This window comes from Streptomyces sp. NPDC055749, assembly GCF_053617235.1.
Window position 1 is genome coordinate 41,540 of the sequence record NZ_JBSHFH010000002.1, and the last position, 25,627, is coordinate 67,166.

Below are 25,627 nucleotides of genomic sequence, written 5' to 3' on the forward strand. Positions count from 1 at the left end.
GCATCGAAGCAGGAACCCATGGAGACGAGGTAAGGACGATGGCCGTGCAGGAGATATTCGCGGGGATGCCCTGGTGGGTGAAGTGGGTCGCGGTGCCCGTCATCGCGATCGTCGTGTTCGGCAGCCTGATCGCCAGCGTGGTGGGCTTCGTCATCGGCCTGCTCTTCAAGGTGCTGGTCTTCGCCGTACTGGTCGGTGGTCTGGTCTTCGTCGTACGGAAGTTCATGTCCTCGTCCTCTTCGGACCGTGACTGGTAGTGACGGGCGTCCCGGGACGATTAGGCCAGCTGAGCTAAGTCCCGGACGAAAAGGCATTGCGGGCGTACGGTGCGGATACAGTGGCGTATCGCTGCCACAGCCTGGGAAGTAACCGTCCGTCACCACCTTGACCAGTGGTTTGTACGTCAGTCCGGTCTCCGGACCTCAGGTTCGTGGCAGTCCGTGGGGGCGGCCCCCACGGGAGGGCTGACCGCCCGTCACCATGCCTGGGGGTGACCTGTGACCACAGCAACGAATACCGCTGTGCCGACGTTGATCGGATCGGTTCAGCGGGCATTGAGACTGCTGGAGGCTGTGGGCACCCATCGCGACGGGGCGCCCGCGAAGCAACTCGCAAGGGAAGCGGGGCTTCCGCTTCCGACCGCGTACCACCTGCTGCGCACCCTGACCCATGAGGGCTATCTGCGCCGGGAGAACGGCGTCTTCCTCTTCGGGGAGGCTGCCGAGCGGCTGATCGACGGTGGTGCGGTGCAGAGTCGTCGCAGCGCCATGACCGATTCGCTCGCGCGATGGCGCGACATCATCGGTGTGCCGGTGTACTGCGCCATCTACCGCGAGGGTGAGATCGAACTCATCGCGGTCGCGGACACCCCGTCGAATCCCGCCGTCGACGAATGGGCCGCGTTCCCCGAGACCGGGCACGCACACGCGATCGGCCAGTGTCTGCTGAGACAGCTCGACGAGGCCGAGCGGGTCGATCATCTCGACCGCCATCCAGTGGACCCTCTGACTCGTCACTCTGTGCGAGATCGTCAGGCGCTTCTTGATCGGTTGCGATCGACCGAGCGCATGGAGCCTGTCATCGAACGACAGGAATATGCCCTTGGAACGATCTGTGCGGCCCTTCCTGTCACGGTGGGTACGACCGTCGCGACGGTGGCCATTTCCGTCCCCCTTGACCAGCAGGATCGATTGCTCCCCGCAGTCGATCAACTACGCACCGAGGTTGCAGACCTCTTGCGCTCGCTCATGTTCTCTATCAGTATCTGAAAAATCACTCCTTGTGATCTGCTATCGCGTGCACCACGATGGCGTCAATAGGGCCACGGGGGATCATTCCTGGCCAGTTTCATCTACCGCGGGGTTGAACGATGCGCGAGTCGGTTCAAGCAGAGGTCATGATGAGCTTCCTCGTTTCCGAGGAGCTCTCGTTCCGTATTCCGGTGGAGCTCCGGTACGAGGTTTCTGATCCGTACGCGATCCGGATGACCTTCCACCTGCCGGGCGACGCCCCTGTCACCTGGGCTTTTGGTCGTGAGCTGCTGCTCGACGGTCTCAACAGCCCCAGTGGCGACGGGGATGTGCACATCGGTCCGACCGAGCCCGAAGGGCTTTCCGATGTACACATCCGGCTCCAGGTCGGGGCGGACCGTGCTCTGTTCCGAGCCGGCACGGCGCCCCTTGTGGCGTTCCTCGACCGGACGGACAAACTGGTGCCGCTCGGTCAGGAGCACACGCTGAGTGACTTCGAGGGCAACCTGGAAGAGGCACTGGGCCGGATCCTCGCCGAGGAGCAGAACGCCGGCTGAGGGGGCACGTCGCTACGACTTGCGACGACGGCCCCTCCCGCTCCGTACGGGTGCAGAAGCTCCGGCTTCCGCGCCGACCCCTGTGCGGTCCGCGGAGACCACCAGCGCCGCCAGAGCCGTCGTCACCGGCACCGAGGCGACAAGACCGATCGAACCGATCAGCGTCCGGACGATCTCCTCCGCCACCAGTTCGCTGTTGGCCACCGTCCCCATGCTGCTCTGGGCGATCGAGAAGAGCAGGAGCAGGGGCAGCGCGGCCCCCGCGTAGGCGAGCACGAGGGTGTTGACGACCGATGCGATGTGATCGCGGCCGATTCTGATCCCCGCCTTGTAGAGCTTCCGTGCCCCCATCGTCGGGTCCGCCTGGTGCAGTTCCCAGACCGCCGACGTCTGGGTGACGGTCACGTCGTCGAGCACGCCGAGCGAGCCGATGATGACGCCGGCCAGCAGCAGACCGCTCATATCGATGTCCGGGTACAGACCGTGGATGAGACCGGTGTTGTCGTCCGTGTTGCCGGACAGGCTCGCCCAGCCGATGAAGAGCGAGCCGAGCAGTCCGATCAGCAGCAGCGAGATGAGTGTGCCGATGACGGCCACGGACGTACGGGCCGTCAGTCCGTGGCACATGTACAGGGCCGCCAGCATGATGGCGCTCGCCCCGATCACCGCCACGACCAGGGGATTCGAGCCCTGGAGGATCGCCGGCAGGATGAACAGGGTCAGCACGGCGAACGACACGACGAGCGCGATCAGCGCCATCACGCCCTTCATCCTGCCCACGACGACCACCACCAGCGCGAAGATTCCGGCCAGCAGCGCCAGCGGCAGCTTCCGGTTCACGTCGGTCACCGAGTACTGGAGGTCACGGGGCGCGTCGGGCGCGTACGCCACGACCACGCCCTGACCCTCGTGCAGCTGCCTCGGGGCGTCCGGCTGGACCACCTCGACGAAGGTCCGGCCCTTGTCCTTGCCGCTGGTCACCTCGATCGTGGCTTTCTCGCAGTCCCCCGTCTGCGCGTTGGCCGCCTCGCGTCCCGAGGGTGTCGAGGTGTCGCCGGTCGACGGAACCTGTGCGGCGTTCACGTCCGCGCAGTCCACCTTGTCGACCCGGATCACCGTGCCGGACTGGGTCTGCCGGTCGAAGCCGACGCCCGTGCGCTCGTGTTCGGGTGCGCCACCGGGCCAGAACGCCACGAGACCGACGAGGACCGCCGTGGCGAACGGAATCAGCACGGCCGCGATGACCTTGCGCAGATGCTTGGAGACGGGGGCGGCAGGGCCATGACTGTGCGAGTGGCCGTGCGGGGCGCCCTGCGGTTCGGGATCGCTTTGGGAGGAGGTCACCGGCCGATCATCGCAAGAACGGGAGGGGCCCTCTATTCAGCACGCCATGAAGGACGCTAGCGTGGTGGCACCTTTGCACACGCGGGAGCTCGGAGCACCGGGCTGAGAGGGCGCTGACCTCCGTACACCGGTACGGAACAGGCTGCGCCGACCGCCGAACCTGTTACCGGGTAATGCCGGCGTAGGGAGTAGGTCTCATGACCACCACGGACGTAAACACGCCTGCCTCCAGTTCCGAGGAGAGCGGGAAGTCCATCGGCTGGCACAAGGGATACGTCGGGGGTTCACGCCCCGACATCCAGGTGCCGGTCCGCCAGGTGCACCTCACCAACGGCAAGGACGTGACGCTGTACGACACGTCCGGGCCTTACACCGACCCGAACATCGACACCGATGTACGGCGCGGACTCCAGCCCCTGAGGGAGAACTGGATCATCGCCCGCGGCGACACCGAGGAGTACGCGGGCCGCGAGGCCCGTCCCGAGGACGACGGGCTCAAGCACACCTCGCCGCGCGGCGGACTGCGCAACCTTGACGCGGTCTTCCCCGGCCGCCCGCGCCAGCCGCGCCGGGGGCGTGACGGGCAGGCGGTGACCCAGCTCGCGTACGCCCGCAGGGGCGAGATCACCCCGGAGATGGAGTACGTCGCGATCCGCGAGAACGTCTCCCCCGAGGTCGTCCGCGAGGAGATCGCGGCGGGGCGTGCGGTGCTGCCCGCCAACGTGAACCACCCGGAGATCGAGCCGATGATCATCGGCAAGCGGTTCCTGGTGAAGGTCAACGCGAACATCGGGAACTCCGCGGTCACCTCCTCCATCGAGGAGGAGGTCGACAAGATGACCTGGGCCACCAAGTGGGGCGCGGACACGGTCATGGACCTCTCGACCGGGCGCAACATCCACACCACCCGCGAGTGGATCCTGCGCAACGCCCCGGTGCCGATCGGGACGGTGCCGCTCTACCAGGCGCTGGAGAAGGTCGACGGCCGTGCCGAGGACCTGACCTGGGAGGTCTACAAGGACACCGTCATCGAGCAGGCCGAGCAGGGCGTCGACTACATGACGGTCCACGCGGGTGTGCTGCTGCGGTACGTGCCGCTGACCGCGCGCCGCAAGACCGGCATCGTCTCGCGCGGCGGCTCGATCATGGCGGCCTGGTGCCTCGCGCACCACAAGGAGTCGTTCCTCTACGAGAACTTCGAGGAGCTCTGCGACATCCTCGCCGCGTACGACGTGACGTACTCCCTCGGTGACGGGCTGCGGCCCGGGTCCATCGCGGACGCCAACGACGAGGCGCAGTTCGCCGAGCTGAAGACGCTCGGGGAGCTGAACACGATCGCCAAGCGGCACAACGTACAGACGATGATCGAGGGCCCCGGGCACGTCCCGATGCACAAGATCAAGGAGAACATCGACCTCCAGCAGGAGATCTGCGAAGAGGCGCCGTTCTACACGCTCGGCCCGCTGACCACCGATGTGGCGCCCGCCTACGACCACATCACCTCCGGCATCGGCGCCGCGATGATCGCCTGGTGGGGCACGGCGATGCTCTGCTACGTCACGCCCAAGGAGCACCTGGGGCTGCCCAACCGGGACGACGTGAAGACCGGCGTCATCACGTACAAGATCGCCGCGCATGCGGCGGACCTCGCCAAGGGGCACCCGGGGGCGCAGGAGTGGGACGACGCGCTTTCGGACGCCCGCTTCGAGTTCCGGTGGGAGGACCAGTTCAATCTGGCCCTCGACCCGGACACGGCGCGGGAGTTCCACGACGAGACGCTGCCCGCCGAGCCGGCGAAGACCGCGCACTTCTGCTCGATGTGCGGTCCGAAGTTCTGCTCGATGAAGATCTCGCACGACATCCGGCGTGATCACGGCGGTACGCAGGAGGAGGTCGAGGCGGGCATGGCGGAGAAGTCGAAGGAGTTCGCCGCGGCCGGCAACCGGGTGTATCTGCCGATCGCCGACTGACACCACTGACGGCACCGCACACACGCAAGACGGCGCCGTCCGGGGCACAAGCTGCCCCGGGCGGCGCCGTTTTCGTATGCCCGGTGGCCAACAGCCGACCGTCGTGGCTCATTTCAGGCGGCGTGTACCCAAGTGCCCGAGTTGTGGTGGCCGTCCGGCATCGGTAGGGACACGGTAGCGCGGCAGGTAGGTGTACGTTTCCGCAGCGGTCGGCCACGGCTTGACCCTTTCCTTATCTGTGTCTTACCTTCCGGCTTGCTCGGCTGAAAATGTGCGCCTCTGAACAGAGGCCTGGGGAGGGAAAAGCAGTGAACTGGTACCTGACAGTGCTCAAGAACTACGCGGGCTTCAGTGGGCGTGCGCGCCGCAAGGAGTACTGGATGTTCGTGCTCTTCAACTTCATCGCGGCCATGGTGCTCGCGGGCATAGGCGTGGCGATCGACACGCAGATCCCCTACATCCTCTACCTCGTCGCCACGGTGGTCCCGACGCTCGCCGTCGTCGTGCGGCGGCTGCACGACACCGGCCGTTCGGGCTGGTGGATCCTGATCTCGTTCGTGCCGCTGGTCGGCGGAATCATCCTGCTCGTCTTCCTTGTCTCCGACGGCAAGCAGGAGACCAACGAGTACGGGGCCAACCCCAAGCTGGCGGTTGCGGTCTGATCCGCTTCCCACCGCACGGGCCGGGCGCAGCGAGAGCTGCCCCGGCCTTTGTGCGTTCCGCACACGGAACGCACAAAGGTCACTCCGGCTGGTGCTCGGGACCGCCGAAGTCCGGACTGGTGAAGTCGGGGCTGGTGAAGGTCGGACGGGGGCCGGCCGACGGTCCGTCGGACGGGCCGGAGAAGTCCGGCCTGCTGTACCCGATCTTCGGGATGCGGTTCGGCGAGCGGTGCGGGATCCGGGAGGCGGCGCCCGCGGTCGGGTCGGCGAGGGCGTCCCGCAGGAACGGCAGGATGCCGCGCTCCAGCAGCGCGTGGCGCCACGCCTCTCTGGCGCGCGCCACGTCCTCGGGCAACTCCTCCTCGGGATCCTCGGCAGGCAGCGAGTTGGCGCCGTTGCGCAGGGCCGTGATGAGGAGTCCGACAGCGGCGACCAGGGTGGCCGCCGCGGCGACCGCTCCGAAGAACCAGCCCGCGGTGACCATCGTGTCGGCGAACGCGATCTCCGGACCGAGCGCCTGGAGCAGATAGCCCACGAGCAGGAAGATCACGGCGGCGGTACCTGCGAGGACCGGGGCCAGGACGGTGATGACGGCGCCTATGCCCGCGCCCGGCCCGCTCGTCTCGTCCGCGGCGGATCCGACGGCCTGGCCGAGGGCCGGATCACCTGCCGGACCGCGCAGTTCACCGCGGACCTTCACATAGTGCTCGTACTCGGTGGCGGCGGCTGCCGTGATGAGCGCCGTGGCGTTCAGCGCCATCGTGCGCAGCTGTTCCGGGTTGAGCCGGTCGCCGACCCCGTCCAGGGCCGGGTGTTCATGAGCGTGACGCAGCGCGTCGTCGAGGATCCGCTCGTACTCGGGGCGGTCCTCTGCCAGCAGGTGCGGAGCGCTTTTCATGTGCATCCCCCGATGCTCCGTAGGGCCTGACTGACCGCGTTGTACCGGGCAATCGGGCGGAAACGGAGGAGAGCCTGCTACTGATACGCCGATGGTAGAGCGCCCACGGCACGGGGTGACAGGGGGTTTCCGTAAATAGGCCCGGTGGTCGGCGTGGTCAGGTCGTGGATGCGTCTTCCCCGGACTGCTTCATTCATGCAGGGGGAGTTGGACCACCAGCAGCTTTCCGGCCATGGTCACTCCGCCGTCCATGGCGATGGCGAGTCCGTCCGCGTACACGTGCGGGCCGTCCACGACGGGACGTGCGCTGTCCTCGCCGTCCTCCGAACCGACCTCGCCAAGGAGATACGGAATGGGGCTGTGACCATGGACGACGCGCTGTCCGCCGTACGTCGACATCAGCTCGCGTACGGCGTCGGCGCCGCCCTCGTCCCGGAAGGCGAACCGCTTGGTCAGCTTGCGGAAGACGTCCCAGCACTCGTCGGCGTCGTTACGCGTGAGAATGGCGTGCACCGTGTCGTTGACGTCCTCGATGGTGGAGCCGTAGTCGAGGTACGCCGTCGTGTCGGAGTGCATCAGCAGATGCCCGTCCTCCTCGACGACCGCGTCGAGCCGGGACATCCACTGGAGGTGGACGTCCTGGAGCCGGTCCATATCGGTCTTCTGGCCGCCGTTGAGCAGCCAGGCGGCCTGGAAGGTCGCGGTGCCGGCTCCGGAGTTCACCGGGGTGTCGCCGAACCGCTTGGCTCCGATGAGCAGCAGTTCGTGGTTGCCCATCAGGGCCTTGCAGTAGCCGCCGGCGGCTGCGGCCTCGGCGGAGAGCCGCATCACGAGGTCGATGACGCCGATGCCGTCGGGGCCGCGGTCCGTGAAGTCGCCGAGGAACCAGAGCCGGGCGTTGCCCGCCGCCCAGGCGCCGTCGGCGTCGATGAGGCCCTGCGCGGCGAGGGCGGCGAGGAGCTCGTCCAGGTAGCCGTGGACATCGCCGACGACGTAGAGCGGTCCGCGCTCCGCGTCGACGGCCGGCCGCTGCTCGGGGACGGGGCGCACCTCGACGGTGTCCTCGCGCCTGATCACGGGCAGATCGCGCTCGGTGGGCGTGTAGCCCTCCGGCGGTCCGTCGTCCATCGTCACGCTTCCGGGATGCGGCGAGGGCGCCGGTACGGGCGTCTGCGCATACGGCGGAACGCGAAAGTCGCGCAACGTCGCCGTCCGCACCACGGGTTCCTGACCGGCCCCCTGAGTCATCGACCCCTCCACCACCGTCGCGCCGCCGTACACCTGACGGGCCCTGCCTGGTAGAGGTGGTCCGCGGTGTTGTGCGCCCATCATAGGAATGCGGATCGTGCTGTGTGACGCACCAGGGGTGGTGAATCCGCGCGCACCTACGGATCACCGGTCGATTGGCCCGGTTTGTTCCGATCAGTCCCCTGCCGGAGAGCGCGGAGCGCTGACCGTGGTGCGTGGCGGGCGGCGCTGTGACGAGGTCCGGACGATGAGCTCGGTCGGTATTACCTGTTCGAGTGGCCCGTCGTGTTCGACCCCCTCGATGGCGTCGATGAGGAGCTGGACGACCGCCGTGCCGATTCTGCGCGGCTTCAGGGACAGCGTCGTGATGGGCGGCTCGGTGCTCGCGTACACGGTGGACTCGCTGCAGCAGACCAGCAGCAGGTCCTCGGGGACGCGCAGACCGTACCGGCGGGCGGCGGCCAGCAGATCCGTCCCGTTGGGGTCGAAGAGCCCGTACACGGCGTCGGGCCGGTCCGGGCGGGCCAGGAGGCGGTCGGCCGCCACCGCGCCCGCGCACGGGTCGTGGGCCGGATAGGACTCGTACACCGGGTCCTGGCCCACGCGCTCGCACCAGTGGAGGTAGGCGGTGGTGGAGAGCCGGGTGTACGTGTCGGTGGTGGTGCCGGTCAGCAGGCCGATGCGGCGGGCTCCGGCGGCGGCCAGATGGTCGAGGAGGTCGAGTACGGCGGCCCGGTGGTCGTTGTCGACCCAGGCGGTGACCGGAAGCGACCCGGCCGGGCGGCCGTCCGAGACGACGGGAACCCCCTGGCGCACGAGTTCGGTGACGACCGGGTCCTGGTCGGAGGGGTCGATGACGACGGTGCCGTCCAGTGCGACGTTCGACCAGACGTCGACGGTGCTGTGGCGGGAGGTGGCGGGGAGGATGACGAGGGCGTAGCCGCGGGCGAGCGCCGCGGATGTCGCGGCTCTGGCCATCTCCGCGAAGTACGCGAATTCGGTGAAGGTGAAAGGTTCATCCCCGTACGTGGTCACGGTCAGGCCGATCAGACCCGACTTGCCCGTACGGAGGGTTCGGGCCGCGGCGGACGGGCGATAGCCCAGACGCTCGGCGACCTCGCGGACATGGCGGCGGGTGGCGTCCGGGAGCCTGCCCTTGCCGTTGAGCGCGTCGGAGACGGTCGTGATGGAGACCCCGGCCGCGGCGGCTACATCCCGGATGCCCGCCCGTCCTTGCCGGCCGTTGCGCCGGGGCGTCTCTGTCCGGCTCACCTGGTGCTTCCCTGCTGCTGTCATGGCGAGCCGATAGTAGGGCTCGGACGGCTGGTTGGGCCGGTCGCATATTCACCCGTTGACAGGCACGTTTCTGCATGATCATTTGTGGCCAAATGCCTTGCAAAGCAAGGGCGTTGACGGGTTGGACGCAAGTGTGTCACGTGTCGAAGTGGATGGGCCTACTAAATGGTCGATGTCTCGAAGAGGTCTCAACTCACCACTTCGAGGGATGCGCGCCACGGAGTGAGCCACCGGCGCGCAGCGGATTGCGGAACGCTCCCCCTCGTCCGGCCCAAGTCGGGCGTGACCATTCCGTGCTCTTCCCCTCACAGGGGACGAATCCCGGCTCCGGCCATTCGCAGCGGCGCCGAATCCTCATAAGGTGAGCAGTATTGATGTGCACGGATGGTCGAGGAGGACCTGCGGTGAGCGATACGAGCCCCAAGCTGCGCGCCGAGCTGGACGGCGTGCCCGCCTATGTGCCGGGTAAGCCGGCGGCGGCCGGCGGACCGGTCGCCTTCAAGCTTTCCTCCAACGAGAACCCGTTCCCGCCGCTGCCTGGCGTGATGGAGTCAGCGCTGGCCGCCGCCGCGAACTTCAACCGCTACCCGGACATGGCCTGCACCGGTCTGATGAACGAGCTGGCCGACCGGTTCGGTGTGCCCCTCTCGCACCTGGCCACCGGTACCGGCTCGGTCGGGGTGGCGCAGCAGCTGCTCCAGGCCACGTCGGGCCCGGGGGACGAGGTCATCTACGCCTGGCGTTCCTTCGAGGCGTACCCGATCATCACGCAGGTCAGCGGTGCGACCTCGGTGAAGGTGCCGCTGACCGACGGTGATGTGCACGATCTGGACGCGATGGCGGACGCGATCACCGACCGGACGCGTCTGATCTTCGTCTGCAATCCGAACAACCCGACCGGCACGGTGGTCCGCAGGGCCGAGCTGGAGCGGTTCCTGGACCGGGTGCCGAGCGATGTGCTGGTGGTGCTCGACGAGGCGTACAAGGAGTTCATCCGGGATGTCGAGGTGCCGGACGGCATCGAGATCTACCGGGACCGGCCCAATGTCGCGGTGCTGCGGACCTTCTCCAAGGCCTACGGTCTGGCCGGTCTGCGGGTCGGGTTCGCGGTGGCTCATGAGCCGGTGGCGGCCGCGCTGCGGAAGACGGCCGTCCCCTTCGGGGTCAGCCAGCTCGCGCAGGACGCCGCGGTCGCCTCGCTCCGCGCCGAGGACGAGCTGATGGGGCGGGTCGGCTCCCTGGTCTGCGAGCGCAACCGGGTGTACGAGGAACTGCTGCGGCAGGGCTGGACCGTTCCGGAGTCCCAGGCCAACTTCGTGTGGCTGCGGCTCGGGGACCGTACGGCCGACTTCGCCGCCGCGTGCGGGCGGGCCGGAGTGGTGGTCCGGCCGTTCGCCGGTGAGGGTGTGCGGGTCACGATCGGGGAGTCCGAGGCCAACGACCTGTTCCTCAAGGTGACGGAGTCATACCGCAACGAGTAGTGAGCTGGAGTAGCCGCTGCGGAGTCTTCCGTTCGCCGTAGTAGCCGTTCCGTCCTGTGTGCCGGTGGCCCCGGACCTCGCATGCTGAGGTCCGGGGCCACCGTGCTGCCGCTAGGTACCCCCGATCGAGCCTTCCGAAAGTGTGTGCGCCATAATGCTTGTGAATGTGAACGCGTTCACAAGCGTGTCCCGGTTCCTCCCACGATCGGTGGGATTCGAGGGGCAAAGTGCCCCTGTGAACACGGCCCCGTAAGGAGAACGACGACGTGGAACTAGCTCTGGCGCCGGAGACCCTGGCGCGATGGCAATTCGGCATCACCACCGTCTACCACTTCCTGTTCGTCCCTCTGACGATCTCCCTCGCCGCGCTCACCGCCGGCCTGCAGACCGCCTGGGTGCGGACGAGCAACGAGAAGTACCTCCGGGCTACGAAGTTCTGGGGGAAGCTCTTCCTGATCAACATCGCCATGGGTGTCGTCACCGGCATCGTCCAGGAGTTCCAGTTCGGCATGAACTGGTCGGACTACTCGCGCTTCGTCGGCGACATCTTCGGCGCCCCGCTCGCCTTCGAGGCCCTGATCGCGTTCTTCTTCGAGTCCACCTTCATCGGGCTGTGGATCTTCGGCTGGGACAAGCTGCCGAAGAAGATCCACCTCGCGTGCATGTGGATGGTCTCCATCGGCACCATCCTGTCCGCGTACTTCATCCTGGCGGCCAACTCCTGGATGCAGCACCCGGTCGGCTACCGCATAAACGAGGAACGCGGGCGCGCTGAGCTCACCGACTTCTGGCTCGTGCTCACACAGAACACCGCGCTCACCCAGTTCTTCCACACCATCACGGCGGCCTTCCTCGTCGGCGGCGCCTTCATGGTCGGTATCTCCGCCTTCCACCTGGCGCGCAAGAAGCACATCCCGGTGATGCGGACGTCGCTGCGGCTCGGGCTCGTCACCGTCGTGATCGCCGGAATGTTCACGGCCGTCAGCGGCGACATGCTGGGCAAGGTGATGTTCAAGCAGCAGCCGATGAAGATGGCCGCTGCCGAGGCCCTGTGGGACGGGCAGAACTCCGCCCCCTTCTCGATCTTCGCGTACGGGGACGTCAGCAAGGGCCACAACACCGTGGAGATCTCGATCCCCGGGATACTGTCCTTCCTCGCGGACGACGACTTCAACTCGTACGTCCCCGGCATCAACGACATCAACGAGGCCGAGCAGGAACGCTTCGGCCCCGGTGACTACCGCCCCAACATCCCGGTCGCCTTCTGGAGCTTCCGCTGGATGATCGGCTTCGGCATGGCGTCGTTCGGCCTCGGTCTGCTCGGACTGTGGCTGACACGCAAGAAGTTCATGCTGCCGGCGGCGATGCGGACCGGTGACGACGAGGTGCCGAACCTGGTCCTGTTCAAGAACAAGGCGCTGAGCCCGAGGCTCACCAAGCTCTACTGGATCGTCGCCCTGTGGACCCTGCTCTTCCCGCTGATCGCCAACTCCTGGGGCTGGATCTTCACCGAGATGGGGCGTCAGCCCTGGGTCGTCTACGGCGTGCTCCAGACCCGCGACGCGGTCTCCCCCGGCACCTCGCAGGGCGAGGTTCTCACCTCGATGATCGTCTTCACCCTGCTCTACGCGGTGCTCGCCGTGATCGAGGTCAAGCTGCTCGTGAAGTACATCAAGGCCGGACCGCCGGAGCTCACGGAGGCCGATCTCAACCCGCCCACCAAGATCGGCGGTCACGACGAAGAAGACGCCGACCGCCCGATGGCCTTCTCCTACTGAGAGCAGAGGAGCTGCGAGATGGAACTCCACAACGTCTGGTTCGTACTCATCGCCGTCCTCTGGACCGGCTACTTCTTCCTGGAGGGATTCGACTTCGGCATCGGTGTCCTCACCAAGGTGCTGGCCCGCGACCGCAAGGAACGCCGGGTCCTGATCAACACGATCGGTCCGGTCTGGGACGGTAACGAGGTCTGGCTGCTCAGCGCGGGCGGTGCGACCTTCGCCGCGTTCCCCGAGTGGTACGCCACGCTCTTCTCCGGCTTCTACCTGCCGCTGCTGATCATTCTGCTCTGTCTGATCGTGCGCGGTGTCGCCTTCGAGTACCGGGCGAAGCGGCCCGAGGAGCGGTGGCAGACCAACTGGGAGAACGCGATCTTCTGGACCTCGCTGATCCCGGCGGTGCTGTGGGGAGTGGCCTTCGGAAACATCGTGCGCGGTGTGAAGATCGACGCCGACATGGAGTACGTCGGCACCTTCGGGGACCTGCTCAACCCGTACGCCATCCTCGGCGGACTGGTCACGCTCTTCCTCTTCACCTTCCACGGCACGGTGTTCGCCGGACTCAAGACGGTCGGGGACATCCGGGAGCGAGCCCGCAGGCTGGCGCTCAAACTGGGGCCGGCCACCGCGGTCCTCGCGCTGGTCTTCATGATCTGGACCCAGATCGACAACGGTGACGGCTGGAGCCTGCTGGCCATGACCGTCGCGGCCGTGGCGCTGGTCGCCGCGATCGGTGCCGTCGCGGCCGGACGCGAAGGCTGGTCGTTCGCGCTCTCGGGGCTGACCATCGTGGCGGCGGTCGCGATGCTCTTCCTGACGCTCTTCCCGAACGTCATGCCGTCCTCGCTGAACGACGCCTGGAACCTCACGGTCACCAACGCCTCGTCCACCCCGTACACGCTGAAGATCATGACCTGGTGCGCGGCCATCGCCACTCCCGTCGTCCTGCTCTACCAGAGCTGGACCTACTGGGTGTTCCGCAAGCGCATCGGTACCCAGCACATCGCCGATGCGCACTGATCGCACCGGCCGCGCCGAGCTCTCTGGGGGCTGTTTCACGTGAAACCGATCGACCCGCGTCTGCTCCGGTACGCCCGGGCCACCCGCCTCTTCCTGGTTGCCGTGGTGGCACTCGGGCTCGTCGGGGCGGCGCTGGTGATCGCCCAGGCGATGCTCATCGCCGAAGTGGTGGTGGGCGGATTCGAGAGGGGACTGTCCCTTCCCGGACTCCGCACGCCTCTGCTGCTGCTGGCCGCGGTCGCGGTGGGCCGGGCGCTGGTGGCCTGGCTCACCGAACTGGCCGCGTACCGGGCCGGTGCGGCGGTCAAGTCCGAGCTGCGCGGCCGGCTCATGGAGCGGTCCGCGCAGCTCGGCCCCGAGTGGCTGAGCGGGCAGCGCACCGGCTCCCTGGTGGCACTCGCCACCCGGGGCATCGACGCGCTCGACGACTACTTCGCGCGCTACCTGCCGCAGCTGGGACTCGCGGTGGTGGTCCCGGTCGCGGTCCTGGCCAGGATCGTCACCGAGGACTGGGTCTCCGCCGCGATCATCGTGGTCACGCTGCCGCTCATCCCGCTCTTCATGATCCTGATCGGCTGGGCCACACAGTCCCGGATGGACCGTCAGTGGCGGCTGCTCTCACGGCTCTCGGGACATTTCCTCGATGTGGTCGCCGGGCTTCCGACCCTGAAGGTCTTCGGGCGCGCCAAGGCGCAGGCCGAATCGATCCGCACCATCACCTCGCAGTACCGGCAGGCCACCCTGCGGACCCTGCGGATCGCGTTCCTGTCGTCCTTCGCCCTGGAGCTCCTGGCGACCCTCTCGGTCGCCCTGGTCGCCGTGACCATCGGCATGCGGCTCGTCCACGGCGAACTGGACCTCTACACCGGCCTGGTGATCCTCATCCTGGCCCCGGAGGCGTATCTGCCGCTCCGGCAGGTCGGGGCGCAGTACCACGCGGCTGCGGAGGGGCTCTCGGCCGCGGAGGAGATCTTCTCGGTCCTGGAGACCGAGCCCCCCGCAGGCGGCACACAGGACGTTCCCGCCGCGCTGAGGCTGGAGCTCGACGGGGTGACGGTCCGGCACCCGGGCCGTACCGAACCGTCGCTGAACGACGCCTCCCTGGTGGTGGAGCAGGGTGAGACCGTCGCCCTCGTCGGCCCCAGCGGGGTCGGCAAGTCCACGCTCCTCCAGGTGGTGCTGGGCTTCACCGCCCCCGACGAGGGACGCGTACGGATCGGCGGGACCGATCTGGCCGACCTCTCTCCGGAGCGCTGGCGTGAACGCATCGCCTGGGTGCCGCAGCGCCCGCATCTCTTCGCCGGCACGATCGCGGAGAACGTACGACTGGCCCGCCCGGACGCGAACGACGAGGCGGTGTCGGCGGCGCTGCGGGACGCGGGTGCGTCCGACTTCGTCGCGGACCTCCCGCAGGGTGTGCGGACGCTGCTCGGCGAGGACGGCGCCGGCCTTTCGGCAGGGCAGCGTCAGCGGCTCGCCCTGGCGCGGGCGTTCCTCGCCGACCGGCCGCTGCTCCTGCTCGACGAGCCGACCGCGAGCCTCGACGGCGAGACGGAGGCGGGGATCGTCGAGGCGGTACGGAGACTGGCGGCCGGACGGACCGTGCTCCTCGTCGTACACCGCCCGGCGCTGCTGTCGGTCGCCGACCGCGTGGTGACGCTGGAGCCGCGGGACGTCCCGAGCCCTGCGGACGCGGCCGTGGAGGCGCAGCGCCCGATGATCCCGCGGCCCGGGGGGCCGTCCCCCGCCGCACCGTCCGATGCCCTGAGCACCGCGGCGGAGCCCGGGATCCTCAAGGACACCGTCCCGAGGCAGGGGAACGTACTCGCCCGCGTCAGGGAAACCGCCGGTGCGCAGCACGGGAAGCTGGGTCTGGCCCTGCTGCTCGGCAGCCTCGCCGTGGGCTCGGCCGTCGGGCTCATGGCCGTGTCGGGATGGCTGATCTCCCGCGCCTCCGAACAGCCCCCGGTGCTCTATCTGATGGTCGCCGTCACCGCGACCCGCGCCTTCGGTATCGGCCGCGCCGTCTTCCGGTACGCGGAGCGTCTCGTCTCGCACGACGCGGTGCTGAGGATGCTCGCCGAGCTGCGGGTCTCCGTGTACCGGGGACTGGAGCGGATCGCGCCGGCCGGTCTGCGTACGACGCGGCGCGGCGACCTGCTGTCGCGCCTCGTGGCCGACGTGGACGCCCTTCAGGACTACTGGCTGCGCTGGCTGCTGCCCGTGGGCACCGCGGTCGTCGTCGGGACCGCCGCTGCCGGATTCACCGGCTGGCTGCTCCCGGAGGCGGGCGCCGTGCTCGCCGCCGGGCTGCTCCTCGCCGGGGTGGCCGTGCCCTTGGTCAGCAGTGCGAGCGCCCGTCACGCGGAACGCCAACTGGCGCCCGCGCGGGCCGCGCTGGCCACCAGGATCACGGATCTGCTCAGCGGGACGGCCGAGCTGACGGTCGCGGGCGCGCTGCCCGAACGCGGCCTGCGGGTGCGCGAGGCGGACGGCGTCCTCACCCGGATCGCCTCCCGCGCGGCGACCGCGACCGCGCTCGGCGGCGGTCTCACCGCCCTGATCTGCGGCCTCACGGTGGTCGCCACCGCACTCGTCGCGCTCCCCGCGGTGCACGACGGGCGGCTGGCGGGCGTGGAGCTGGCGGTGGCGGTCCTGACCCCGCTGGCGGCGTTCGAGGCGGTGACGGGACTGCCGCTCGCCGTGCAGTACCGCCGCCGTGTGAAGCGGAGCGCGGAGCGCGTGTACGAGGTGCTGGACGCCCCTGTGCCCGTACGGGAGCCCGTCACGCCCGCTGCCGAGACCGCTTCGCCTTTCCCGCTGGAGGTACGAGGGCTGTCCGCCCGGTACGCGGGAGCGGGCCGCGACGCCCTGGAGTCCGTCGATCTGACGCTCCTGCCCGGCAGGCGTATCGCGGTGGTCGGGCCCTCGGGCTCGGGCAAGTCGACGCTCGCCCAGGTCCTGCTCCGCTTCCTGGACGCACGGGCCGGGACGTACCGCCTCGGCGGTGTCGAGGCGTGCGAACTGGACGGCGACACGGTCCGCAGGCGTGTGGGGCTGTGCGCCCAGGACGCCCATGTCTTCGACAGCTCCATCCGCGAGAACCTGCGCCTCGCCCGTACCGGAGCGACGGACGCCGAACTGCGGGACGCGCTCGCGCGGGCGCGGCTCCTTGACTGGGCCGAGTCGCTGCCCGACGGGCTCGACACCCTGGTGGGTGAACACGGCGCCAGGCTCTCGGGCGGTCAGCGGCAGCGGCTCGCGCTGGCCCGCGCGCTCCTCGCCGACTTCCTCGTACTCGTCCTCGACGAGCCCGCGGAACACCTCGATCTGGTGACGGCCGACGCGCTGACCGCGGACCTGCTGGCCGCCACCCGGGGCCGTACGACCGTCCTGATCACCCACCGTCTCGCGGGGCTCGACGCCGTGGACGAGGTGCTGGTGATGGACGCCGGGCGCGTGGTCCAGCGCGGTGCGTACGCCGATCTCGCCGGTGTGGACGGCCCCTTGCTCCGCATGCTGGAGAGGGAGAGGGAGAGCACGCCCGTCTGACGGAGGGGCGTCGGGCGGGCTGGTCCTGGCCCCGCCCGACTTTCCTCGCCAATTGGGACTAATTAGGCTCAGTGCATGGCAGAGCCGGACCCGAAGGACTCACTCGAAGCCGCGACCCGGGCGACGCGCAGCCTGCAGGGTCTCTCCACCGAACTCACCGCCCGTGTCCCGCAGCTGCTGGAGGCCATGCGCTCCGTCGGCACGGGCCTGGAACTGCACTCCACCCTTGACCGCATCTGCGAGACCGCGGCCGAGCTGGCGGGAGCCCGCTACGCGGCGATCGGTGTCGTCGACGAGGCCGGCGAGGGGCTGTCCGACTTCGTCACCTACGGAGTGCCGGAGGATGTGGCCCGGGAGATCGGCCATCGGCCCGACGGACAGAAGGGGCTCCTCGGTGCGCTGATCCATGATCCCGTACCCCTCCGGCTGGCCGACCTGACCGCCGATCCCAGGGCCGCCGGATTCCCGCCGGGCCATCCGCGGATGCGTACGTTCCTCGGGGTGCCGATCCGTGTACAGGGGGAGATCTTCGGCAATCTCTATCTGGCGGAGAAGCACGGCGGGACCGAGTTCAACGACTACGACCTGCACATGGTGAGGGTGCTCGCCACCGAGGCCGGGATCGCCATCGGCAACGCCCGGCTGTACGAGGCGGCGCGGCAGCGCGAGCGGTGGATCGACGGCTCGGTGGCCGTCACGACCGCCCTCCTCTCCGGTGGTGACGCCGACGACGCGCTGTCGGTCGTCGCCGAACAGGCCCGTCGTCTCGCCGACTCGGCAGCGGGGATCGTGCTGCTGCCGACATCGGACGGCGGTCTCGAGATCGTCGCGGTCTCCGCCGACGACCCGTCCGCCTCGCTGGGAATCATCATTCCTCCGGGGAGCCCGGTCGTGTCGATGCTCCTCGCCGGTGAGGCCGTCTTCATGGATGACTCGGCCACCGACGAACGCCTGGTCACAAGGCTGGCCGACCAGTTCGGCCCGAGCATGCTGCTGCCCCTGCACAGTGGCGGCAGGGTGCTCGGCGCGCTCGCCACCCCGCGCGGTCGGGGCGAGCGCCCGTTCACGGAGGCGGAGCGGACGCTCGCCACCCAGTTCGCCTCGCAGGCGGCGCTCGCGCTGATGATGGCCGAGGCGCAGCGCGACCGCGAACGGCTCGCGGTGTACGAGGACCGGGACCGGATCGCCCGTGACCTCCACGACCTCGTCATCCAACGGCTGTTCGCCACCGGGATGATGCTGGAGAGCGCTCAGCGCAGGTCGGTGGTCCCCGAGGTGCAGACCGGAGTCGGACGGGCCGTCGACGAACTGGACGTGACGATCCAGGAGATCCGGACGGCGATCTTCGCGCTCCAGCAGGAACCGGCCGAGGCGCCTTCGGGGCTGCGCACCCGCGTGCTGCGGGAGATCAACATGGCGGCCGTGCCACTGGGCTTCAAGCCCTCGCACCACTTCGTCGGACCGGTCGACTCACTCGTGGGCGAGCTCACCGGGAAGAACCTCATCGCGGCCCTGCGCGAGGCACTGTCCAACGCGTTCCGGCACGCCGCTGCCTCGCTGATCGATGTGGTCGTCGACGCGACCGTGACGCTGCCGGACGGGCGCGAAGGAGTACGCCTCACGGTCGCCGACGACGGGGTGGGCATCCCTGACGGCGGGCGGCGCAGCGGTCTGCGCAACCTGGCCCGCCGCGCGGAGTCACTGGGCGGCGCGAGCTGGTTCGGCCCCGGGATCGGGGAGGACGGGGGCGGTGCGACGGTGGTGTGGGAGGCGCCCCTCTGACGGCCGCGCCTCCCGTGCACGGTGCGTCAGCGGGCGGCGAGAATACGCTCGATGACGACGGCCACGCCGTCCTCGTTGTTCGTGAGGGTCCTTCCGGAAGCGGAGGCCACCGCGTCGGGGTGGGCGTTGCCCATCGCGTACGAGGCGCCCGTCCAGCTCAGCATCTCCACGTCGTTGGGCATGTCCCCGAAGGAGACCACCTCGGACGGGTCGATGCCGCGCTCGGCGCAGCAGAGGGCGAGGGTGCTGGCCTTGGAGACACCCGGGCCGCTGAGCTCCAGGAGGGCTGTCGGGCTGGACCGGGTGATGGATGCCAGGCTGCCCGCAGCGGTGCGGGCCAGCGCGAGGAACTCGTCCGGGGCCAGTTCGGCGTGATGGGCCAGGAGCTTGATCACGGGGGCGCCGGAGCCCGGGGACTCCTCCTGGAGCAGCTTCTCGGCGACGGCGACGGTGGCACCCGGGTCCAGGTGGAACGGCGGGTAGGCCGGTTCGTAGTGGATGCCGGTGGTGAACTCGACGGCGAACGAGGTGCCGGGGGCCACTTCGCGGAGCGTGCGGACCGCGGTGAGGGCGGCGTCCCGCTCCAGTGGCCGGACCAGGAGCGGCTTGCCCTCGGCACGCAGATCGACGACGGTCGCGCCGTTCGCGCAGATCGCCATGCCGTGAGGGTGGACGTGGTCGCGGACGACATCCATCCATCGGGCGGGCCGGCCGGTGACGAAGAAGACCTCGATCCCGGCCTCCTCGGCCGCCGCGAGGGCTGCCACCGTGCGGTCCGACAGTGTCTTGTCGTCGCGCAGGAGTGTGCCGTCCAGGTCGGTGGCGATCAGCCGGGTTACGGCAGGCAGAGGCGAGTCGGTAGCTGAGGTCACAGGGTCATTCTCCCGTACGGAGGTGCACGGGCGTGCGCAGGGGCGCACATTTGAGGGCACGCGCCCCTGAGCAGCAGAACATGCCTTTGGCATGTGCCCGGGGACATCTGAACGGAAATCAGCGGAACTGAGCAGGCCCCTCGGTGGCGATCCGCTCGAAGACCTTCTCGTCGGCGGCGAAGTCCGAGCCGGGGACCGGCCAGTGGAGCACGATCTCCGTGAACCCCAGCTCGAAGTGCGTCCCCGCGAAGTCCACGTACGCGTCGAAGGAGTCCAGCGGGCGGTCGGGGGTGAAGCCGGTGAGAAGGATCTTGTCCAGCTCCGTGGTGTCCCGGCCGACCGCGGCGCCCGCCGCCGCGAGCCCGTCGAGCTGTCGGCGCAGCGCGTCCACGGACTGTGCCGGCGTCCCCGTCTCGTACAGCTTCGGGTCACCGGTGGTCACCCACCCCTGGCCGTACCGCGCGGCGAGCTTCTGCCCGCGCGGGCCGGTGGCGGCGATCGCGAAGGGGAGCCTGGGGCGCTGCACACAGCCGGGGATGTTGCGGGCCTCGTTGGCCGTGTAGAACTCGCCCTCGTGCGTGACCGAGGGCTCGCGCAGCAGCTGATCGAGCAGCGGGACGAACTCGGCGAAGTGGTCGGCGCGTTCGCGCGGCGTCCACGGGGCCTCGTCGGTCCTGCGCAGCGTCGTGGCGTCGAAGCCGTTGCCCCCGGCGCCGATGCCGAGGGTGATACGTCCGCCGGAGACGTCGTCGAGCGTGATGAGATCCTTGGCGAGCGTCACGGGGTGCCGGAAGTTCGGCGAGGTGATGAGGGTGCCCAGACGCATCCGCTCGGTGGCGGCAGCGGCGGCGGTCAGCGTGGGGATCGCACCGAACCACGGTCCGTCGCGGAAGGTCCGCCAGGCCAGATGGTCGTAGGTGTACGCGGCGTGGAAACCGAGGTCCTCGGCCCGCTGCCAGACCTTTCGGCCTTCGCTCCAGCGGTGAATGGGCAGGATGAGGGTGCTCAAATGCATACATGCGACATTACGGCCGAGTCGTCGGGATACGTCGCAGGGGTCGGCGCGAGTGGTTGCCGCCTCCTGTGCACGGGGCGACGCTGGAACTGGACGCGGCCGGTCCCATCCCGCGCGTGAGCGCGGCGCCGGGCGCTGTTCACTGGAAGGATGAGCCCTCATGAGGATGCTGCTGACCGTTCGGATGGACACCGAGCAGGCGAACCGAGCCGTCTCCGACGGGACGATGCCCAAGCTCATCGGGGACATCGTGGAAACCCTCAAGCCCGAGGCGGCCTACTTCACGCCGACGGAGGGCGAACGTACCTGCATGCTTGTCTTCGACATGGAAGAAACCGCGCAGATGCCTCCGATCGCCGAGCCGTTCTTCCAGGCCGGCGGCAAGGTCAGCATGCAGCCCGTCATGAACCTCGACGATCTCCGCAAGGGCCTCGGCAACCTCGCGCGCTGACCGCACTCAGCCGGGCATACGCAGGAACTCCGGTGGTACGGCGTCGGTGAGCCAGACCCCGTTGGCGCTGACGTGAAAGGTGTGACCGGCCCGGTGCATGGCCGCCGCGTCCACCGACAGCACGACGGGCCTGCCGCGGCGGGCGCCGACACGGGTCGCGGTCTCGCGGTCGGGCGACAGGTGGACATGGTGGCGGGTCATGGGGCGCAGCCCTTCGGTGCGGATCATGTCCAGGGCCCGCGCGACAGTGCCGTGGTAGAGGTACGCGGGCGGCTCGGCCGGAGGCAGCGCGAGGTCCACCGTGACGCTGTGGCCCTGGTTCGCGCGGATGCGGTCGCCGTCCACGGTGAAGCGCTGTTTGTCGTTGGCCGCGACGACGTGTTCGAGCTCGTCGCGGGTGAGGGCGAATCCCTGCCGGGCCGTCGCACGCAGAAGCTCGTCGATCGGTACCCAGCCCTGGGCGTCGAGCGTGATGCCGATGCGCTCGGGTTTGTGCCGGAGATGGGCCGAGAGGTACTTGGACACCTTGACCATGCGTTGTTCGTTCATCCGGTCAGAGTGCCCAGGGCGCACGTCCCGGCGCACCCGGATTTTCCAGCAGTGATGTAAGCCCACAGGTTTGATCCACAGCCAACTGCGGTTATCCACAGGCAGTTTGGCGATTCTGTGGACAAGTAGCGGCCGAAATAGGCTATTTGGTCAACTTATTTGGTTTTTGCGTGAGATGAGGCAAGAGAGTCCAATGTCCTGGCCTGCACCTCCCGTTCAGTTGCTGCCGCGACGAAGGCCGCCGCCTGCTCCGCGCCAACCAGCTCGTGGACGGCGCGCATTGTCCCGGCCGGCAGAAGGACCGGGCGGGGCGTGTCGTCGTCGGTCAGCGGCTCTTCGGAGCCCAAGTGATGGTGCAGGTGACGGGTCGCGAACAACCGCATGGCGCGGGCCAGTTCGGCGTCGACCGTCTGTTGGGCGAGCGGCCGGAGCCGACGCACCATCGACGCGGCCTCCGCCGCGTCCGCGTCCGTCGGAGGGCGGTGACCGAGATAGCGGGCGAAGACGTGCTCGGTGGTGAACTCCAGGAAGCGGGACGCTATGTGCTCGACCTGCCCCCGAAGTTCACGGAGATGAGAGGCGATCGCGGAGAGCGGGACCCCGGCCGCGTACAACTCGGCGGCCACGGACAGCTCTTGTGGGCTGGGGACCAGGAACTCGTCCTCCTTGCCCGGCACACGTTCGAGTACGCCGAGTGCCACCGCCTCGTCGACCGCCGCGTCGTCCGGCCTGGAACCGAACCTCATGTCGAGATCGGCGCGGGTGATCCGGCCGGCCTCCTCATCGGTCCATGGACCCTGCACCTCGGCGACCAGGCCGAGCACTCCGCCCAGACCGCGGCCGGCGTCCCACGCCTCCAGCAACTCCTTGATGCTGGCCAGGGTGTAGCCCCGGTCCAGGAGATCCGCGATCTGCCGGAGCCTGGCCAGGTGCGTGCACCGGTAGACGTTGGCCCTACCGCGCCGCTCAGGTGTGGGCAGGAGCCCCCGGTCCTGGTAGGCGCGGATCGTGCGGACCGTGGCACCGCTGGCATGGGCCAGGTCCTCGATCCGGTACTCGGCGTCCGCTCGGGCCCCGGTCCCGCCCGCCGTCCCGCCCCCGGTCACAGCGGCGGCTTCAGACGGGCGATGGAGCGCAGCACCCTGGGACTCACCCGGGACAGCAGCCGCGCCCCCCGGGCCTCCGGGGTGACCGGCACGACGGCCTGATTACGCACGACGGCCTTCAGGATCGCGTCGGCGACCTTCTCCGGCGGGTAGTTCCGGAGCCCGTACAGCCTGCTGGTCCGCTTCTGGAGGCGCTTCTCCTCCGCCGCGTCCGTGCCGGCGAACCGCGTGGTCGCCGTGATGTTGGTGTTGACGATGCCCGGGCAGATCGCGCTGACGCCGATGGACTTCTCGGCCAGTTCGGCCCGCAGGCACTCACTGAGCATCAGCACCGCCGCCTTGGACGTGCTGTACGCGGGCAGGGCGCGCGAGGGCTGGAAGGCCGCGGCGGAAGCCGTGTTGACGATGTGGCCGCCCTGGCCGCGGTCGGCCATCTGCTTCCCGAAGATCCGGCAGCCGTGGATGACCCCCCACAGATTGACGTCGAGAACCTTCTTCCATTCCTCGCTCGTCGTCTCCAGGAAGGAGCCGGACAGTCCTATCCCGGCGTTGTTGACCAGCACGTCGACGATGCCGTACTCCCGGGCGACCTTCTCCGCGAGCTTCTCCATCGCCTGCTCGTCGCTGACGTCGACCGTCTCGCCCCAGGCGGCCGGAGAGCCGATCAGCCGGGCCATCTCCGCCGTCCGGGCCGCTCCCTCGCCGTCCCGGTCCACCGCGACCACCCGTGCGCCCGCCTCGGCGAACGCGAAGGCGGTGGCCCGGCCGATTCCTCCGGCCGCCCCCGTCACCAGGACCAGCTGTCCGCCGAACCGGTCGGCATGGGCCCCGGTCGCCATCGAGCCCTGCACCGGCATACCGTCCCGCTTCGCGTCCTCGTTGGCCGCGACGAACTCGCTGATCCAGGCGGACAGCTGGTCCGGCCTCGTACGGGGAACCCAGTGCTTGGCCGGCAACGACCGCCGCACGAGTTGCGGAGCCCACAGCTCCAGTTGGTCGTAGAGCGACTCGGAGAGGAAGAAGTCGTCGGTCGGCGTGATCAGTTGGACCGGGACGTGTGCGTAGGCGTCCGCCCGGGGCCTGCGCAGACGGGGGCGGACGTTGTCACGGTAGAGCCAGGCCCCGTGCGCGGCGTCCTGGGGCAGCGACGCCGTCGGGTAGTCGCCCGCGGGCACCTTCTCCATGCGCTGGAGGATCCGCGGCCACTGCTTGCCGAGCGGCCCGCGCCAGGCGAGCTCCGGCAGGACCGGGGTGTGCAGCATGTACACGTACCAGGACTTGGCGCCCTGCCCCATGAGCTGGCCGACCCTGCGCGGAGTGGGCCGGCTCATGCGCTGCTTGATCCAGTGACCGAAGTGGTCGAGGGAAGGCCCGGACATGGAGGTGAAGGAGGCGATCCGCCCCTCGGTCCGCTTGACCGTGGCGAATTCCCACGCCTGGACCGAACCCCAGTCGTGTCCCACCACATGCACGGGCCGGTCCGGGCTCACCGCGTCCACGACGGCCAGGAAGTCGTCCGTGAGCTTCTCCAGCGTGAAACCGCCCCGCAGCGGGGACGGCGCCGTCGACCTGCCGTGGCCGCGTACGTCGTACAGCACGACGTGCCACTCATCGGCCAGCCGCGAGGCCACCTCCGACCAGACCTCCTTGCTGTCCGGATAGCCGTGCACCAGCACGACCGTCGGCCTGGACCCGTCGCCCAACTCGGCGACACACAGCTCGATTCCGCCCGTGCGGACCCAGCGCTCGCGCGCTTCACGCAGCGTCATGCCGCCACCTTCTCCTCTGCCCAGCGCCGCACATGCGGCAGATCGTCGTCCAGCCAGAACGCGCTCTGTTCGGGGTCCTTGGAGTCGGTGACGACCAGGATCTCCTCGAACTTCGCGCCCGTACCCCGGAATCCGAGGTGCGGCTCCACCGCCCACAGCCCCGGCTGCGGCGGGTGGTCGGAGAAGCGGTAAGGGCTCCACAGGGGAGACCAGCCGTCCCGGTGGCCGTGCAGCGCGTCGCTCGCCAGCCCCTTGAGCGACTGGGTGCCGAATCCGAAGACATGGGGGGACCAGCGCCGCTCGGTCACACGGTCGACCTTGTGGGCGATGACACCGAACGGATACGCCCGGTGCCGGTTCGCGTATCCCTGTCTGATCATGAGCCGCTCGACGTCCTCGTAGATCTCGCGCAGTGAACGCCGCTCACGGACCTCGCGCAGGATCAGCTCGCGGTGGACCTCCAGATCGGCCAGCAGCCTGTCGTGCAGCGGGCTGAGGCCGAGGCAGCCGGAATAGCCGATGTCCGCGGTGAACCCCTTGTACACCGGGGCCATGTCGAGGATGAACGGCATCCCCGGCTCCAGCTTCCGGCCGGTCGGGAAGAACTGCAACGGCACCTTGAAGCCCGCGAACGCCGTACGGTCCCCGAACCAGGCGAACGGGAGGTGGAACCAGTCCCGCACACCGCGCTCGCGCAGCCAGTCACGCTGCATCCGGGCCGCCTCGCGCTCCGTCACACCCGGCCTGAGCTGGGCGGCGACCGCCTCCGCGCAGTCGTACGCGAGGCGCTGCACCTCTCTGAACCCCCGCAGCTCCGGGGCTGATTGGTCCTTCACTGCCGAGGTCATGCAACCGTCCGTTCCCTGACGTGTGCGGTCCGTGCCCGTAACGTGACACTGATGAATGTGACAATGTCCGGCGGCTACGTCAAGAGGCGTGCGGCGACCTGTGGACAACTCCGCGGACGGGCCACCCCGGTCCGGACGTCCTCCCTTGTGGGGTCCCCCTACGGGTCCGTACGCCTGGA

General features: G+C 68.9%; 21 protein-coding genes. 11 read left to right on the plus strand and 10 right to left on the minus strand.

Annotated features, from left to right (window positions below):
- Positions 1-44: 44 nt before the first annotated feature.
- From ACWGO0_RS01960 to ACWGO0_RS01970, 3 genes are all read left to right on the plus strand, one after another.
- A complete protein-coding gene (locus ACWGO0_RS01960; RefSeq protein WP_362844665.1) occupies positions 45-257 on the plus strand; it encodes a DUF5326 family protein in 213 nt (70 codons plus the stop codon).
- 240 nt (positions 258-497) lie between these two features.
- Positions 498-1,268, plus strand: a complete 771-nt coding sequence (locus tag ACWGO0_RS01965; protein ID WP_453526526.1) for an IclR family transcriptional regulator — start codon at positions 498-500, stop codon at positions 1,266-1,268.
- 101 nt (positions 1,269-1,369) lie between these two features.
- Complete coding sequence (locus ACWGO0_RS01970) at positions 1,370-1,807, plus strand: SsgA family sporulation/cell division regulator (protein WP_328904793.1); 438 nt, start codon at positions 1,370-1,372, stop codon at positions 1,805-1,807.
- 12 nt (positions 1,808-1,819) lie between these two features.
- Here the strand turns inward: ACWGO0_RS01970 and ACWGO0_RS01975 are convergent, their stop codons facing one another.
- Positions 1,820-3,151 (minus strand): YibE/F family protein, encoded by a 1,332-nt coding sequence (locus ACWGO0_RS01975; RefSeq protein ID WP_453526529.1) that lies wholly within the window; start codon positions 3,149-3,151, stop codon positions 1,820-1,822.
- A 197-nt stretch (positions 3,152-3,348) separates the two neighbouring features.
- On the opposite strand from ACWGO0_RS01975, the gene thiC reads away from it, so the two are divergent.
- The gene (gene thiC, locus ACWGO0_RS01980) at positions 3,349-5,121 is read left to right on the plus strand and encodes a phosphomethylpyrimidine synthase ThiC (RefSeq protein ID WP_453526531.1); all 1,773 of its coding nucleotides are present in this window, start codon (positions 3,349-3,351) and stop codon (positions 5,119-5,121) included.
- Between the two features lie 308 nt (positions 5,122-5,429).
- A complete protein-coding gene (locus ACWGO0_RS01985) occupies positions 5,430-5,783 on the plus strand; it encodes a DUF805 domain-containing protein (RefSeq protein ID WP_453526534.1) in 354 nt (117 codons plus the stop codon).
- Between the two features lie 79 nt (positions 5,784-5,862).
- Here ACWGO0_RS01985 and ACWGO0_RS01990 read toward each other — a convergent pair whose 3' ends face one another.
- The 3 genes from ACWGO0_RS01990 to ACWGO0_RS02000 all read right to left on the minus strand — a co-directional run bounded on the left by ACWGO0_RS01990 (position 5,863) and on the right by ACWGO0_RS02000 (position 9,225).
- Positions 5,863-6,687, minus strand: a complete 825-nt coding sequence (locus tag ACWGO0_RS01990; protein ID WP_453526537.1) for a hypothetical protein — start codon at positions 6,685-6,687, stop codon at positions 5,863-5,865.
- Between the two features lie 183 nt (positions 6,688-6,870).
- On the minus strand, positions 6,871-7,944 hold the full coding sequence (locus ACWGO0_RS01995) for a metallophosphoesterase (protein WP_453527009.1): 1,074 nt from the start codon (positions 7,942-7,944) through the stop codon (positions 6,871-6,873).
- Between the two features lie 159 nt (positions 7,945-8,103).
- Positions 8,104-9,225: a LacI family DNA-binding transcriptional regulator gene (locus ACWGO0_RS02000; protein ID WP_185299675.1), complete on the minus strand. Its 1,122-nt coding sequence runs from the start codon at positions 9,223-9,225 to the stop codon at positions 8,104-8,106.
- A 404-nt stretch (positions 9,226-9,629) separates the two neighbouring features.
- On the opposite strand from ACWGO0_RS02000, the gene hisC reads away from it, so the two are divergent.
- The 5 genes from hisC to ACWGO0_RS02025 all read left to right on the plus strand — a co-directional run bounded on the left by hisC (position 9,630) and on the right by ACWGO0_RS02025 (position 18,838).
- Positions 9,630-10,706, plus strand: coding sequence for a histidinol-phosphate transaminase (gene hisC / locus ACWGO0_RS02005; protein WP_453526541.1), 1,077 nt, complete (start codon positions 9,630-9,632; stop codon positions 10,704-10,706).
- 266 nt (positions 10,707-10,972) lie between these two features.
- On the plus strand, positions 10,973-12,484 hold the full coding sequence (locus tag ACWGO0_RS02010) for a cytochrome ubiquinol oxidase subunit I (RefSeq protein ID WP_453526543.1): 1,512 nt from the start codon (positions 10,973-10,975) through the stop codon (positions 12,482-12,484).
- Positions 12,485-12,502: 18 nt separating this feature from the next.
- On the plus strand, positions 12,503-13,504 hold the full coding sequence (gene cydB, locus ACWGO0_RS02015) for a cytochrome d ubiquinol oxidase subunit II (RefSeq protein ID WP_453526546.1): 1,002 nt from the start codon (positions 12,503-12,505) through the stop codon (positions 13,502-13,504).
- A 39-nt stretch (positions 13,505-13,543) separates the two neighbouring features.
- Positions 13,544-17,056 carry a thiol reductant ABC exporter subunit CydD gene (gene cydD, locus ACWGO0_RS02020; protein ID WP_453526548.1) on the plus strand — a complete coding sequence of 1,171 codons (3,513 nt, stop codon included), beginning with the start codon at positions 13,544-13,546 and terminating at the stop codon, positions 17,054-17,056.
- Positions 17,057-17,131: 75 nt separating this feature from the next.
- Complete coding sequence (locus ACWGO0_RS02025; RefSeq protein ID WP_453526551.1) at positions 17,132-18,838, plus strand: sensor histidine kinase; 1,707 nt, start codon at positions 17,132-17,134, stop codon at positions 18,836-18,838.
- 26 nt (positions 18,839-18,864) lie between these two features.
- Here the strand turns inward: ACWGO0_RS02025 and ACWGO0_RS02030 are convergent, their stop codons facing one another.
- Both ACWGO0_RS02030 and ACWGO0_RS02035 read right to left on the minus strand, forming a co-directional pair.
- On the minus strand, positions 18,865-19,710 hold the full coding sequence (locus ACWGO0_RS02030; protein WP_453526554.1) for an HAD family hydrolase: 846 nt from the start codon (positions 19,708-19,710) through the stop codon (positions 18,865-18,867).
- Between the two features lie 118 nt (positions 19,711-19,828).
- Entirely contained in the window at positions 19,829-20,725 is an 897-nt protein-coding gene (locus ACWGO0_RS02035) for an LLM class flavin-dependent oxidoreductase (RefSeq protein WP_453526557.1), read from the minus strand.
- A gap of 160 nt (positions 20,726-20,885) precedes the next feature.
- Here ACWGO0_RS02035 and ACWGO0_RS02040 point away from each other — a divergent pair, with 160 nt between their 5' ends.
- Positions 20,886-21,176, plus strand: coding sequence for a hypothetical protein (locus tag ACWGO0_RS02040; RefSeq protein ID WP_453526560.1), 291 nt, complete (start codon positions 20,886-20,888; stop codon positions 21,174-21,176).
- 6 nt (positions 21,177-21,182) lie between these two features.
- Here ACWGO0_RS02040 and ACWGO0_RS02045 read toward each other — a convergent pair whose 3' ends face one another.
- The 4 genes from ACWGO0_RS02045 to ACWGO0_RS02060 all read right to left on the minus strand — a co-directional run bounded on the left by ACWGO0_RS02045 (position 21,183) and on the right by ACWGO0_RS02060 (position 25,448).
- Positions 21,183-21,725: an RNA 2'-phosphotransferase gene (locus ACWGO0_RS02045; protein ID WP_453526563.1), complete on the minus strand. Its 543-nt coding sequence runs from the start codon at positions 21,723-21,725 to the stop codon at positions 21,183-21,185.
- A gap of 155 nt (positions 21,726-21,880) precedes the next feature.
- Positions 21,881-22,831: a MerR family transcriptional regulator gene (locus ACWGO0_RS02050; protein WP_453526566.1), complete on the minus strand. Its 951-nt coding sequence runs from the start codon at positions 22,829-22,831 to the stop codon at positions 21,881-21,883.
- Positions 22,828-24,600: an SDR family oxidoreductase gene (locus ACWGO0_RS02055; RefSeq protein WP_453526569.1), complete on the minus strand. Its 1,773-nt coding sequence runs from the start codon at positions 24,598-24,600 to the stop codon at positions 22,828-22,830. The genes ACWGO0_RS02050 and ACWGO0_RS02055 overlap by 4 nt, the downstream gene beginning before the upstream one ends.
- Positions 24,597-25,448, minus strand: coding sequence for a M24 family metallopeptidase (locus ACWGO0_RS02060; protein ID WP_453526572.1), 852 nt, complete (start codon positions 25,446-25,448; stop codon positions 24,597-24,599). Before ACWGO0_RS02060 ends, ACWGO0_RS02055 begins: the two co-directional genes overlap by 4 nt.
- Between the last annotated feature and the right edge of the window lie 179 nt (positions 25,449-25,627).

Bases quoted from the DNA above. Each gene is read 5' to 3' on its own strand.
- ACWGO0_RS01970 (WP_328904793.1), top strand. From the start codon at position 1,370: ATGCGCGAGTCGGTTCAAGCAGAGGTCATGATGAGCTTCCTCGTTTCC.
- thiC (WP_453526531.1), top strand. From the start codon at position 3,349: ATGACCACCACGGACGTAAACACGCCTGCCTCCAGTTCCGAGGAGAGC.
- ACWGO0_RS01990 (WP_453526537.1), bottom strand. From the start codon at position 6,687: ATGCACATGAAAAGCGCTCCGCACCTGCTGGCAGAGGACCGCCCCGAG.
- ACWGO0_RS02000 (WP_185299675.1), bottom strand. From the start codon at position 9,225: ATGACAGCAGCAGGGAAGCACCAGGTGAGCCGGACAGAGACGCCCCGG.
- cydB (WP_453526546.1), top strand. From the start codon at position 12,503: ATGGAACTCCACAACGTCTGGTTCGTACTCATCGCCGTCCTCTGGACC.
- ACWGO0_RS02025 (WP_453526551.1), top strand. From the start codon at position 17,132: ATGGCAGAGCCGGACCCGAAGGACTCACTCGAAGCCGCGACCCGGGCG.
- ACWGO0_RS02035 (WP_453526557.1), bottom strand. From the start codon at position 20,725: ATGCATTTGAGCACCCTCATCCTGCCCATTCACCGCTGGAGCGAAGGC.
- ACWGO0_RS02040 (WP_453526560.1), top strand. From the start codon at position 20,886: ATGAGGATGCTGCTGACCGTTCGGATGGACACCGAGCAGGCGAACCGA.
- ACWGO0_RS02045 (WP_453526563.1), bottom strand. From the start codon at position 21,725: ATGAACGAACAACGCATGGTCAAGGTGTCCAAGTACCTCTCGGCCCAT.
- ACWGO0_RS02055 (WP_453526569.1), bottom strand. From the start codon at position 24,600: ATGACGCTGCGTGAAGCGCGCGAGCGCTGGGTCCGCACGGGCGGAATC.
- ACWGO0_RS02060 (WP_453526572.1), bottom strand. From the start codon at position 25,448: ATGACCTCGGCAGTGAAGGACCAATCAGCCCCGGAGCTGCGGGGGTTC.